We start from the raw sequence: 12892 nt of genomic DNA, 5'->3' as shown, positions 1-12892 counted from the left end.
GCTTATAAGTTCTCGATTTCTTCCACTACATCCATTTCACCGTTCGCAACCCGGACTGTTTTTGTACAGCTCTTATCTTTAATTTTCACCAGGTAAACGGTCTTATTACCAACTGTAACTTCAGTCACCTGAAAGATATCAAAATCGTAGTAAACCGATTTTACCTGTTGCCGAAGATCAGCGGGCAATTCGTGCTCAGTATAATAACGCATCATACCTGTCTCGTTGCCTTTCCGGTTGTAGAATATTTTTGTTTGAATGCCATCTATGTAAAAATGGACCAGTGAACTGCCATCACGAAGTTGGGTCCATTTTGCATGGGTGGCATTTTCATATTTTCTGGCAAAGCTTTTTCCTGCCTTTGAATTAGCGTTAAACTCTTCTACTGTTGCTGAAGACATGCCGGGACTCACAGCAGGAACAGCATCGAACCGGATAGAAGTTTTAGCTAACTGGGCCTGTATAGTATTTGTATTCCAGTTAAGCAAAATCAGGGCGAGAAAGAAAATGGCTGTTTTTTTCATGACTGTAAATTTTATGCCTCAAAGGTAGGTCGGCATAACAGCCATTTCCAGTGCAACTGAGTAGTTAGCGGCAATGATGGGTAATTGGTAAAATAGCCTTAGAAAAACTTCAACAACGACTCCTTACGGCTGCGTGACACATTAACCATACTGTCATCGCTCATAACAAGATAACCACCTTCGCCCCGAACATACCTGATCACCTCATTGAGGTTTACAATCCAGGAATGATGAACCCGTATAAAGAATGAAAATGGTTCCAGCAATTCTTCCATTTCCTTCAACGTACGGCAGGCGGTGACCCTGCTCCTGTTTTTTATAAAAATAAAAGTATAGTTGTCATTGGCCTGACAACGTATTACTTCATCAGCGGGAATTAATTCAAAGCCTTCTGCTGTGGGAATGGCAATTTTTACAAAATCACTTCTTTTATGATTGATCTGTTTCAACAGCATGTCGAACTGCGCTGCAGCGGGAAGACTTTTACGGGCTTCCACTTTTTGCACAGCAACAATTAACTCTTTCGGATCGATGGGTTTTAACAGGTAGTCCAACGCACTGAAACGTATTGCTTTGATGGCATACTGATCGTAACTGGTGATAAAAATAATGGCAAATGGAATTTCGACAAACTGTTCCAGCATATCAAACCCATTCATTCCTGGCATCTCTATGTCAAGAAAGACCAGATCGGGTTTGGTACTTTCAATAACCTCTAACCCTTTTTTTGCAGAACGGCATTGCCCGATGACCTGCACCTGCGGACAATACTCTTTTAGCAAAAGAGCAAGTGTATCCAGACAATGCACTTCATCATCTATACATATTGCTTTAATCATACAACAAAGGTATTTTTAATAGTACTTCCGTTCCTCCGGAATGCTCATCTGCCTGAGCCAGATCGGTAACTTCTATAACTGTATCCAATTGCTTTTTATGCTGCAGCATAGTAATACGTTCTGCCGTAATATGCATTCCCATCGACTTATAGTCGCGGGAAGAACGGCTTCCCAATTCCTTTGCTCTTTGGCGCCCAATACCATCATCCGTTATTTTACAATACAGCGTAGTATCCTCCGTGAATAAATTAATTTCAAGATGGCCTTTTTCTTCTTTCAACATCAATCCATGCCAGATAGCGTTTTCTACATAGGGTTGTATGATCAGCGGCGGCACTTTTATTATAGCAACATCAAGACCGGCTGTCGTAATACCGTAGCTGAACTGCTGGTCGAAACGTACGGCTTCCAATTCGAGATATAATTGCAAAGCGTCCAATTCATTTTCCAGTGTAATGAAGGCAGACTGTGAATTTTGAAGGATCAGCCTGATCAGTTTTGAAAATTTGGTAAGATAGGCAGACGCTTGTAGCTTGTCGTTTTTCAGAATAAAACAGTTTATGGAATTGAGCGAATTGAAAATAAAATGGGGATTCATTTGTGCGCGCAGTGCCTGCATTTCGAGGTCAGCGGCCTGCTTTTGAAAAGCTGCTTTGGCTCTTTCGACTTCCAGCTTTTGTAATTGCAATTCGCTTTCTGCTATTTTTCGGCGATGGGTTTCGTTTTTTCTTTTTAAAAAAAAGTTGCGAAGCAGCACGGGGACAAGCAATACAATACCTACAATTATTACGATCAGGAATTCTTTCTGGGTGGTTGTTTGCCTGAGGCGTTCCTGTTGCAACTGTTTTTCTGTATTCAGCAGTTCAATCTGCTGATCGTATTTATAGGCTGCAAACTTTGCCTTTATCTGGTCATTGGCTACCAGGTCCTTCATAGCCGTATACTTCCGGAAATAAAAGTTGGCGCTGTCTGTTTGATGCCAGCGGTCAAAAACCGAATACAAAACCTGATACCCGTCTCTTATAAACTGTTTTGTTTTTGTTGTAAGCGCTATTTGTAATCCATCCCTTGCATACTGTAAAGCAGCCTTATCATCCCCTAATGCCAGCCAGGTTTTCCCGATATCGAGCAATGTACGCATCACTTCATTCCGGTCATTCAGTTTTTGGTGTTCTTTTAGCCCCAGTTGAAAGTTTTGCAGTGCCCGATTATAATCTTTTTGCAATAAATAACATTCTCCCGTACTAACCCAATACACCCGAAAGTAGGCCGCCTTGTTACTGGCCGGCTTAAATAAATTATAATAATGCCAGGCAGAATCAAACAGTTTCAAATGACTGAACACCTCGGTAAACTCCATCTTAAACCAAATGTCATTGTCGGTACTTATTCTTTCATGTATGGTTTCCTGATCATCCATCTGAAGCACCCGCCGGAAATAAGATAAAGCGTCCGGATAATCTTCTATCAACATGTACAACTGTGCCATGCCGTATAAGGCTGTTGAGATCCAGATCTTATTTTTTGATTGTAAGGCAAGGTCATATCGCTGCCGGGCAAACTGAAAGCTTTTTTCATACATGCCGCGCTGCCTATAGATGGCAAACATCCAGGTCAACGCATCCATCGTTTTTGATAGATTATCGCTTTGTTTTGCAAAGGCATATTTCTTTTCTGTATAATCAATGGCTTCTTCAAACCTGCTTTGGGAAAAAACTGTATATATAAGATAGTTATACAAGGTATCGATGCCTTCCTTGTTTCCGGTCTTTTCATACCACTGCAGCGATGTTTTTCCCAGTGTCTCCGATTTAATAAAATCATCGTCAAAATGTTTCGCTATTTGCGACTGACGGGAATAAGCTACGGCAATGCCATGGATATAATTGATCTTTTGAGCTTCCTTACAGGCTAAGGTGGCAAAATATTCAGCAGAATCTTTTTTTTCAAGAATAATGTACTTATAACTTAGTGCATTCAGGCAATCGATACGATTGGTGTCGTTTGTAAAGGGCGCCAGGTTACCCGGGTTCTCAATAGGGTTATGCTGCGCAAAAGCTACTGCCCGCATAAAGAAAAGCACTACTAAAAGCATTATTTTACCTGCCTTACTCATATTAGCAATATGTATTGGCAACAGTTCATGTGGTACAAAGATCCGTTTTACAGGGAAGGGCTGAAATTTGGCTGAGTATATCGCAGTTTGGAAGGGTAATTGGCGGGAACGGATAAGTAAGTTACGACAAATGCCCCCAAACTGTCTAACTTTCGGGGCATTTCATTTGGGCAGATGCCCTACCTTTGCAGGCACAATATTTTAGTATAACAGGTAAAACAGCGCGTAAAAAGAAAACCAATATGTCGAAATTATCATTGAATATACCGCATTCCCAAACTCAGGAAGAGGCATTAAGCCGCATTAAACAAATGTTGAGCCGCCTGCAGGAAGAACAAAAGGGCACAATCACCGATGTTCAGGAAAACTGGAACGGTCCCAATGGCGATTTCAGCTTTTCTGCCAAAGGTTTCAATATTGCCGGCACCATTCAGGTAAAAGAAAATGAAGTGTTGCTGGAATCGGATCTGCCTTTCGCGGTATCACTGTTCAAGGGCCAGATAGCCTCATTTATTACAGAAAAAGCAAATACATTGCTTGCTTAGCAGGCAATGTATTTGTAAAAAATGTTGCAATTTTCACTATTCTTTTCTTTATTTGCCTGCACTAACATCCTACCATTATATCTTTCCCTGAGAAGAACGTACACTTGAGCTTGCTTAATTAATTCCCAGATAACGATACATATGAAAACCCTGCTTTTTTTAGCTCTTTTTCCATGCATGCATGTGCTTGCTCAACCTGCTGTTTACACTACGGCCAATGCGCATTCGCATAATGATTACCAACAATCGGCACCTTTTTTCAACGCTTATAACCTGGAATATGGTTCCATGGAAGCCGATGTTTATTTAAACGAGAGTGAGTTGTATGTTGCGCATACATTTAAAGACCTTGAACAACACCGCACTTTCGAAAACCTGTACCTGGCTCCCTTAGCTGACATGATCGGAAAAAACGGCGGCAATGTATATGCAGATACCGCCCGCAAACTGGTACTGATGCTCGATATAAAAAGAGAAGGGGTCGCTTCCGTTAACAGGCTCATAGAAGTGTTGATGAAATATCCGGCTATTACCAGCTGCCGTTCCCTGACCATACTGGTAACCGGCGATAAACCGCCTCATTCTACCTATAGCTCCTACCCTTCCTTCCTGTGGTTCGACGGCCTGTTAAGCTCCAATTATAGCAAAGACGCGCTCTCCCACATCGCCTTTCTGAACGATAACTTTATTAATTATTCAACCTGGAAAGGACGTGAAGCCATGTTGCCTGCTGAATGGGAAAAACTTAAAAAAGCAGTTGACAAGGGCCACGCTTTAGGCAAAAAAATAAGAATATGGAACACCCCCGATTTCAACGAGGGCTGGGCCAAACTCATCGAACTGGGCGTTGATTATATAGATTCCGACAGCATAAAAGCCCTGGCTGAGTTCTTAAAAACGAATGGTGCCAGAAAGTCATAACAGTTATTATCCTGTATATAATAAAGCCCCTGTAAAAGGGGCTTTATTGTTTCCTTTATTCTAAGCGTTTTTTAATGCAACTTAATGCTTCAAAAACACCTCTTTAAATATTTGGCATGCTTTTATCGGTAAGAAGCCAATCCTTGTACACCTGATAAAAAATCGTACTGTATTTTATGAACAGAATTGTAACCGTAACGAAGATCTCTATTGGTACCCTGATCTTTTTGAGTAGTTGTGTTCCAACAAAAAAATTCAAAGCCTCCCAGGCGGCATTGCAATCCGCCAGAAACGACAGCGCTGTACTCGCCCAGCATGTGAGTCAGCTAAAACAACAGGTCGCTGACCTGCAGGCCTCCGTTGAGTCGAAAAACAAAAGTATAAGCGACCTGGACCAGGAAATTGACAAATTGTCAAAGGATATTTCTGACCTGAACCAGGAAAAAGTAAAACTGATAAATGATGCTTCCAGTAAACAATCCCAGCTGACCAAAAGCGGCCAGGAATTGGTAAGTCAGAAAAAGAAACTGGAACAATTACAAGCCCTGATGGACCAGCAGAAACAGGCAATCGAAGAGATCAGAAAAAAGATGGCTGCTGCCCTTAATGGCTTCAAATCGAGCGAACTTACAGTAGCTACCAAAAATGGTAAAGTATATGTAAGTCTTCAGGAAAACCTGCTGTTCCCTTCTGGTAGTGCTGTGGTGAACCCTAAGGGAAAAGAAGCCCTGCACAAACTGGCAGATGTATTGAATATAAATCCGGATATCACCGTTGATATCGAAGGTCATACCGATTCAATTCCCATCCGCGGTAAATACCAGGATAACTGGGACCTGAGCCTGGCACGTGCCGCTTCTATTGTAAGAATTCTTACGACCGATTATAAAGTAACACCTGAAAGAGTTGTTGCTTCTGGCCATAGCCAGTTTGAACCCATCCAAACAAACAGCACAGCTGAAGGACGGGCACAGAACAGAAGAACCGACATCATCTTATCGCCCAAACTGGATGAGTTGTACAAATTGTTGCAAAACCCGACAGCCAGTACAGCCAGCAAGTAATAAATATAACAAACATAAGAAAGGGTGTTCCGATGATCCGGGACACCCTTTCTTATTATAATAGGTCAAATGCCGTTATGTTGCTTTACAAATTGAATGACAACTTCCATGTCCGGGTTATACTGGTTGGTTGTATCCACCTGCAAGGTAGGTATCTCCATATTCACAGGCTGGTAATTTTCGATCAATAAAGCGAATTGTTCTTCATTTAATGATTGGTCGCCATGAAATTGCTCCCTGCCGGGGTTATTTAAAAGCCGGGTCGCAAACCGTTCCCTTATCAGCGCAGTATCCGTTTTGCAAACGATGATCCTGATTGTTGCTTGCTGCAATAAGTTAGTCAGCTTTGGTCTCCATAATTTATCCTGAAAAGCTGCTTCGATGACCAACGATATTCCTTTTGACAGTAATAACGCGATAGTTTCAAAAAATATTTCATACACCTGCAGATCAATGGGTTTGTTCAATTGACTATGCGAAACGCCCAATGTATTTATCAACCCTTCCTTCAATTCATCTCTTGAAACAAGCGGACAATTGATTTTACGGGCTAAGATATGCGCCAGGGTGGATTTTCCCGAAGCGGGGCTGCCTGTCACCACAACTAATAAAGGTTTATCCATATTTATTATTTGCTGGTTATTGCAAACTTTATTTACCGGCCGCCCCTTCCAGCTTTATCACCCAGGCATAACCGCCGGCGGGCAGGTTCGGATACAATTCCAATGGATTAATGGTACACTTCCCGCTCCTGTAGGAAACAGTCACTTTTTTGTTTACTCCTAATAATGTAGCCTTTCCAGGCGCAGTCGCCAGGTCAAAGGTAAGCGGCTTATCCATTTTAGCGGTGAGTATCACATACAGGTCCATGTTCTTTTGTGTGAACCAGGCGCCATTGATTGATGGTTGTTTCGTGGCAGTAGTTCCAAAAATAGCTTCGCCGTTTGTTTTCAGCCAGGCGCCCATATCAGCCAGCCGTTGCTGCATGATCACCGGAATGGTACCATCTGCAGCGGGCCCGATATCGAGCAGCAAATTACCGCCACGGGCCACTTTCTGGATCAACATGTGGATCACCGCATCGGAAGTTTCATAATCACCCAGCGTTTCATTCCGGTTATAACCAAAAGAACCACCAATACCCCGGCATTCTTCCCAGGGATGTTCAAATTGTTTCTTACTGGCATCTTCATTATGTACAATATCGTACTCGGTTGTATAATAGCCACCGTGCTTACTGCGTGTTTCCTTACCCCAGCGGTCATTTACCACCACCGTATTTTTTACCGGACTTTCATTATACAGCCACGCTAAGAACTGGGTGCTCTTCCAGGTCTCGCTGGGATGTTCCCATTCGCCATCAGGCCAAATAATATCGGGTTTGTATCGATTCACCAGGTCCTTCAACTGGGGCATCATGTGTTCAGAAACATATTTATCGATATCGCTTTTGTACAATGGATTGAACCACTCATACAACGAATAATAAAAACCCATGTGCAACCCTTTTTCTTTTACTGCATTGGTGAGTTCACCGGCCAGGTCTTTGTGCGGTCCCACATCGGCTGCATTCCAGTTCCAGGCTTCTGCACTGGGCCATAACGCAAAACCATCGTGGTGTTTTGAAGTCAGTACTACATATTGTGCGCCGGCATTTTTGAAAACATCGGCCCATTGTTCGGGATTGAACAGTTCTGCTTTAAACAGCGGTGCAAAATCCTGGTATTTAAAATTAGGGCCATAGGTACTGTTGTGATACGCCCTGAACGCCTTCCCTACTTTTGAACTATCCGTCACCAGGCGGTTCCAGTACCATTCTGAATATTTTGAATACACGGCATAATCCTTTCCTACCGGCGCCCAGGCGGGCACGGAGTAAACACCCCAATGAATAAAGATGCCGAATTTTGCGTCTTTAAACCATTGCGGCGCAGGCCGCGCATCCAACGATTCCCAATTGGGCGAATAGGTTTGCGCATGAACGAACGCGCTACTGATCAACAATAAAAACAGAACTATTTTTTTCATACAACTTTAATTCATTAATACAGGATAGCGCCAATGTACATCGCATTCTTTTCATAGGGTTGCCAGTTGGTCACTGTTACGTTCCGGGTTTTTAAGATGGCGGCTTTGTCAACAGGATCAGGCGACAGCCTGATGGTGGCGGTGTGTTTACCAGGCTGAAGATCTGAAATTAAAAAATAATTTAACCGGTAATAGGTGCAGAAGGCGTCAAACCGGCTGATCACCCGGGGCGCCTGCTGATCGATGGTTATTTCAACATTTGCTGTGCCAGGACCCATTATATCCGCCAGGCCAAAGCGTGTACCTTTAAAATGAACGGTAACGCTGGCATCCTTTGCCGCCGTGCCGTAAACCCGGGGCAACAACTGATAATACTCGCGGCCTTTAGTAACCGAATCGGTCAGTTGCCAGTCACCTTTAAATGAAGCTTTTTTCCACCCCGCTATCATGCCGGCATTGCTCCAGTTGTCCGGTTCAACCGCGGCCCCTATTGTATGTTTGGCCGGTGATCCATTGTCCTGCATTTGCAGCAGGCATTTTTTGAGCACCTGCGTATATATCTTATGACCGGTCTCAGGCAGCGGATGCACCCCATCAACCGAGAAGATGGGAGTAGTGGATGGTTCCTCTTTTTTACCCATGATCTCCAGTTTCCCTTTTGTGATCTCCTCCACTACTGCCAGGCCCATGTGGATCGATGGGATGTTATAATGCGTGGCAATAGGTTCCATGGCCGAAACTGAGGCAGGAAATATGCCTTTTTGCAGCTCAGGCAGGTTCTCTTTGGCCAGTGTGTAGATAAAACAAATGTCGGTTTTGGCGTTTGCTTTCCAGATCTGGCGAACGATTCCTTCCATAGTTTCCCGTACCAGCTGCATAGGCATGTGGTTATCGTTTACGGCAAATTCAATAAACACCAGGTCGGGTTGGTGGTCAATAACATGTTGCTGTACGCGGCAGGCGCCAAAGTCGGACCCTGTACCGCTTACCGCCGCCATAATTTCTTCAAACTTACAAGCCGGGTATTGACTACGGAACCAGCTTAACAACTGATCGCGATACCCATTTCCCGCCCGGGTAATACTGCCACCCAGAAAAGCAACGCTGACCGGTTTCCCCGCTTTTACTTTGGCAAAGAAATTCGGCAAACAATTTCTTATTGATAACTCTTTTGCCGGCAGCAACGAATCTGTCTGAACCCGGATGGTCTGGGATGTTTGGGATGACTGGGATACGGTCGACTGGGCCTGCCCGGGAATTGAAGCATACAAACACACAAAAAGACCCAACCCAATCAATCGATGTTTTATTTTCAGATAATACATACTTATTATTTTTTATTCTGGATGGCATTGAGTGCGTGGAACCAATTGGCAGCGATAATTCCCGCGCCCGTTCTATTGGGATGCACTTTATCATCGATGGTATAACGGGGCCAATCCCAGCCCTGCTGCTGATCTACAAAAACGATCCTGGCATCATGCAGGGAATCGACCATTGCTTTAATGGCAGTGTCAAGAGCTGGAATGTATTCGTATTTAGGCAGTTTTCCACTGGTGATAACACCGGCTACCAGGATCAACGCATTCGGGTTCTTCTTTTTAATAGTTGCTATAATTGCCTGTTGGGCTTTGATAATGCCGGCCACCGGCGCTTCTGTATTAAAATGGTTATGCCCCGAATGCAGCAAAACCACATCAGCAGGAAAGGCTGTATAGATGCTATCGATCTGCTTTGCCAGGAACTCAGCCGTTTTACCACTAAACCCCGAATGGTTCAGCGTATCGCCATTTTGTACAGAACGGCGCGGCCCGATAAATTCTGGTTGATAGCCGGCCTGTTTTAATAAAGAATCGAGCGGAAACAAATAAGAAAAGAAATTAGGTCCGCCTTCGGTTATGGAATCACCCAAACCCAGCAGCGTAAATTTTCTTCCTTCACCGTTGATCGTTTGTACCGGAAAGCTAATGGTACTTCCATCCTGTTTAACAGCAGTTACCTCAAACGTAATTACATCGCCGGGATGTAAGGCCCAGTCGAATTCAAACGGATAAGCGGTATCTGTTACAGTGGTCCACCGGGAATCGTTGTTCACGCGGTAGCGAAGACTGCACTGTTTCCAATCCTTTTCGGTTTTGTTACAATACACATAACATACAGCCAGCTGCGCATTAGGTTGAATGATCATGGCCGTTGCGGCGGCCGTACTGTCTTCATTGGCTGTATACCGTATCAACCGGTTCCTGCCCGAAAGGGTTGGCGTGTTTACTTTTTCCTGTTTGGGATATATGCCCTTTATCTGAATGCAATTAAGGCCATTTGCCGGCAGCGTTACTGTCAACCTCCCGTTTTTCATCACGCCATTTTTAGCGTTGCCATTGTTATCATACACCACAACCGGGTACGATTTTCCCGCAAGCCAGGGAATGACTTGTTTATTCAGCGTGATCTGTTCAGTAACATGCCTTTGGGTGGTGTTGGCAAATGCAATAAATACATCCTGCTCGTTATGCCCCATCAGGTAATTAAAAGCGATCCCATTGGCTTGCAAAGCGTTTGTGGGCAGCCAAAGCTGAACATCCTTATTGCCCATTACAGTGCCTTTGTTAGCGCCATACACCTGACTGGTGAGGAAGGCATAACCGGGAGCATAGGTTCCTGGAAAATCGATCTTTCCTTTTGAGCGGTAATAAAAATCCGACACCAGAAAATCGACCAGTAAAGTAAGATGCGGCCATACATGGTTATAAAAGATCGCATTGTATTTCACCTCCCTGAAAGGATGCATCGGATAATCTGCCTGTTGATATACATTTGTATGCAGTGAGGTGAAGTAATAACCCGGAAAGTTGGCATAACGGCCAATGATGGCATTGTAGGCGGCATTCCTCAACAACGTGTCACCGGAATAATGCGCCAGCCGTAATAACCAGGCTGCATGGTGGGCCAGCATAACCGGACCAAACATATAGGTATTGGGCGCTTCGGGTATCAGTCCATTCAAAGAGGTTTGCCACCCGGGTATTTCCTGTTGCGGCAAATGGGTGGTTTCATCCATAGGCACAAAGGGCGAGCCTTCCACTGCACTTGCCCTGCGACCCGGAAAAATACCCTTCACTTCATTATTTTTATTTACCACAATGTTTCCGGCTGGTGGCGCCGGATTGCTTCTTGTCCATAGTAACAATTGCCGGGCGCCGGTTACAGCAGCCTGTAAGTACTCCTCTTTCTTTGTTTCAAGATACAATTCAAACAGGTCGTAAATGCGGTACCCATAATCTGTAGTAAAACCGGCGCCTTTGTCCCTGAGGCCGGGCGAATCAAAAAAAGTTTGGGAATAATGATCGTACACCTGTTTCAGATAAACATTCGCTCCTTCAATGGCTTTCTGCAGATCAGTTGCTTGGCGGTACATCCTGTATCGTGCCAGGTAATCCTGCCAGCTGCCACCGCCGGTTTCAGTATTCATATTCAGTTGCCGGCTTTTTCCAAAAAGCCGGTTGGCTTCCAATGAAAAAGCAGGCGTATAGCCCCGGGTAAACGTATGTAACGCTCCTAACTCGCCAATGTCTACACAAGGGCCCTTTAATAAATGAGAAGGCTGTTGGGCCTGATGCGGCGTATCGCTGGTGGTATATAAAAATTTCTCACGGCTCATTACATATTCTATCATCGGCAATGCCCGCCGCCGCAAAATGGTATCGTTACCGGTAACAATAGCCAGACTCAACGGATGCAGCGCAGAAACATTCTTTACTGTACCAGGCACATCAAACTGGTAGTTGCTCGCTTTGAGTGTTTCATTCCAGCCACTGTATTCATCGTTCATCGCAAATGCCAGCATATTATCCAGGGTAGTGTTCAACGACACCCGGGCATTCTCCCGTTCGGTACGATAATGAAAAATGGATGACAGAAGATAGTCAGTCCCTTTTTGCCAATCACCCGGGTGCAACAGGTACACCAATGACAAACTATGCTTTTCACCTTTATCCAGTTTTGCCCGGGCTGTGCCGGGTAATGGCGCATAGATAATGGGCTGCGCTTTTCCGGCCGGATTGCGAATGGCCATTCCAAACAAACTGTTTGCCTTTGGTCCGTCTGAAGGGAAAACCTTCCAGAATTGATTATCCTGTTTGCCGGCATTGTTCCATTGGGCCGACACGGCATAACGATAAGGAATATCTGCCAGTGAAACGGCCAGCCCTTCGGTATAGCCATGGTGATTGGTGAATACGGCCGCGGTATTGGCATACGCCTCTTCCGTCAATGCAAAGTGGCTGGGAAATCTTTTCCAGCTCCATGTCAGTGGCTGGTACACAAAATCGAGATCAGCTGAATCAACCGCAGGCATACCGGTAAACCCTAAGGAAAAATTACCAGGCTGTTGTGCCTGTAACGACAACTCAAATACCGGCGCCTGTTGACCGGGCACAAATTTTACCACCAGCGATACAGTTGCTTCCGCCTGACGAGGAAATGTAAACTCCAATTGGTTGTTCCTGATCTTATAGGATTGCGCTACGAGCGATTTGCTGCCCAGTTTACCGATGTCCTGGCTAACACCATTGGCCGTTCTCCAGGCTACGATCCCCTGTTGTCCGTCCATTGATGAGCTGAGGAGTTCAGGTTCACTGCCAGTAAACACCAGTTGCACCTGTGGCACAATAGTACGTTTGATATTGCCAGCCTTATGTATCACGATAAAAGCAGGCGTTTGTTGAAAACCGGCAACTGGTTGAACCGAATAGTATTGGTTCCCGATCCCGGATTGCGAGTAGCTGTCCTGGCTAACAATCAATAAAAGACAAAATATGGGAAGTATAAGTTGTTTCAGCATCGTTATAATAGGTTC

The 12892-nt window shown here is 44.5% G+C and carries 10 protein-coding genes; 3 read left to right on the top strand and 7 right to left on the bottom strand.

Annotated features, from left to right (window positions below):
• Positions 1-2 precede the first annotated feature (2 nt).
• The 3 genes from BMX95_RS11360 to BMX95_RS11350 all read right to left on the bottom strand — a co-directional run bounded on the left by BMX95_RS11360 (position 3) and on the right by BMX95_RS11350 (position 3479).
• Positions 3-524 carry a hypothetical protein gene (locus BMX95_RS11360; RefSeq protein WP_081204574.1) on the bottom strand — a complete coding sequence of 174 codons (522 nt, stop codon included), beginning with the start codon at positions 522-524 and terminating at the stop codon, positions 3-5.
• Between the two features lie 98 nt (positions 525-622).
• Positions 623-1363, bottom strand: a complete 741-nt coding sequence (locus BMX95_RS11355; RefSeq protein WP_081204573.1) for a LytR/AlgR family response regulator transcription factor — start codon at positions 1361-1363, stop codon at positions 623-625.
• The gene (locus tag BMX95_RS11350; RefSeq protein ID WP_081204572.1) at positions 1356-3479 is read right to left on the bottom strand and encodes a tetratricopeptide repeat-containing sensor histidine kinase; all 2124 of its coding nucleotides are present in this window, start codon (positions 3477-3479) and stop codon (positions 1356-1358) included. Before BMX95_RS11350 ends, BMX95_RS11355 begins: the two co-directional genes overlap by 8 nt.
• 242 nt (positions 3480-3721) lie before the next feature.
• On the opposite strand from BMX95_RS11350, the gene BMX95_RS11345 reads away from it, so the two are divergent.
• The 3 genes from BMX95_RS11345 to BMX95_RS11335 all read left to right on the top strand — a co-directional run bounded on the left by BMX95_RS11345 (position 3722) and on the right by BMX95_RS11335 (position 6009).
• Entirely contained in the window at positions 3722-4024 is a 303-nt protein-coding gene (locus BMX95_RS11345; RefSeq protein WP_090519384.1) for a polyhydroxyalkanoic acid system family protein, read from the top strand.
• Positions 4025-4165: 141 nt separating this feature from the next.
• The gene (locus BMX95_RS11340) at positions 4166-4945 is read left to right on the top strand and encodes a PI-PLC domain-containing protein (RefSeq protein WP_081204570.1); all 780 of its coding nucleotides are present in this window, start codon (positions 4166-4168) and stop codon (positions 4943-4945) included.
• Positions 4946-5121: 176 nt separating this feature from the next.
• Complete coding sequence (locus BMX95_RS11335; RefSeq protein ID WP_081204569.1) at positions 5122-6009, top strand: OmpA/MotB family protein; 888 nt, start codon at positions 5122-5124, stop codon at positions 6007-6009.
• Between the two features lie 65 nt (positions 6010-6074).
• Here BMX95_RS11335 and BMX95_RS11330 read toward each other — a convergent pair whose 3' ends face one another.
• Genes BMX95_RS11330 through BMX95_RS11315 form a run of 4 tightly spaced genes read right to left on the bottom strand, consistent with a single transcriptional unit; the run spans position 6075 to position 12877 of the window.
• Positions 6075-6632 (bottom strand): P-loop nucleotide/nucleoside kinase family protein, encoded by a 558-nt coding sequence (locus BMX95_RS11330; protein ID WP_081204568.1) that lies wholly within the window; start codon positions 6630-6632, stop codon positions 6075-6077.
• A gap of 28 nt (positions 6633-6660) precedes the next feature.
• Positions 6661-8037, bottom strand: a complete 1377-nt coding sequence (locus BMX95_RS11325) for an alpha-L-fucosidase (RefSeq protein WP_081204567.1) — start codon at positions 8035-8037, stop codon at positions 6661-6663.
• A 14-nt stretch (positions 8038-8051) separates the two neighbouring features.
• Positions 8052-9362, bottom strand: a complete 1311-nt coding sequence (locus BMX95_RS11320; RefSeq protein ID WP_081204566.1) for an SGNH/GDSL hydrolase family protein — start codon at positions 9360-9362, stop codon at positions 8052-8054.
• Positions 9363-9367: 5 nt separating this feature from the next.
• Positions 9368-12877 (bottom strand): SGNH/GDSL hydrolase family protein, encoded by a 3510-nt coding sequence (locus BMX95_RS11315; RefSeq protein ID WP_165759112.1) that lies wholly within the window; start codon positions 12875-12877, stop codon positions 9368-9370.
• Positions 12878-12892: the final 15 nt, after the last annotated feature.

Source organism: Niastella yeongjuensis, assembly GCF_900110245.1.
GTDB lineage: Bacteria > Bacteroidota > Bacteroidia > Chitinophagales > Chitinophagaceae > Niastella > Niastella yeongjuensis.
The sequence above is the reverse complement of the archived record's forward strand: the minus strand, read 5'-3'. Positions and strand labels throughout refer to the sequence as shown.

What these genes read in the sequence shown, in the direction of transcription:
- BMX95_RS11320 (WP_081204566.1), bottom strand. Translation starts at nt 9,362, where the DNA reads ATGTATTATCTGAAAATAAAACATCGATTGATTGGGTTGGGTCTTTTT.
- BMX95_RS11350 (WP_081204572.1), bottom strand. Translation starts at nt 3,479, where the DNA reads ATGAGTAAGGCAGGTAAAATAATGCTTTTAGTAGTGCTTTTCTTTATG.
- BMX95_RS11360 (WP_081204574.1), bottom strand. Translation starts at nt 524, where the DNA reads ATGAAAAAAACAGCCATTTTCTTTCTCGCCCTGATTTTGCTTAACTGG.
- BMX95_RS11325 (WP_081204567.1), bottom strand. Translation starts at nt 8,037, where the DNA reads ATGAAAAAAATAGTTCTGTTTTTATTGTTGATCAGTAGCGCGTTCGTT.
- BMX95_RS11355 (WP_081204573.1), bottom strand. Translation starts at nt 1,363, where the DNA reads ATGATTAAAGCAATATGTATAGATGATGAAGTGCATTGTCTGGATACA.
- BMX95_RS11315 (WP_165759112.1), bottom strand. Translation starts at nt 12,877, where the DNA reads ATGCTGAAACAACTTATACTTCCCATATTTTGTCTTTTATTGATTGTT.
- BMX95_RS11335 (WP_081204569.1), top strand. Translation starts at nt 5,122, where the DNA reads ATGAACAGAATTGTAACCGTAACGAAGATCTCTATTGGTACCCTGATC.
- BMX95_RS11345 (WP_090519384.1), top strand. Translation starts at nt 3,722, where the DNA reads ATGTCGAAATTATCATTGAATATACCGCATTCCCAAACTCAGGAAGAG.
- BMX95_RS11340 (WP_081204570.1), top strand. Translation starts at nt 4,166, where the DNA reads ATGAAAACCCTGCTTTTTTTAGCTCTTTTTCCATGCATGCATGTGCTT.
- BMX95_RS11330 (WP_081204568.1), bottom strand. Translation starts at nt 6,632, where the DNA reads ATGGATAAACCTTTATTAGTTGTGGTGACAGGCAGCCCCGCTTCGGGA.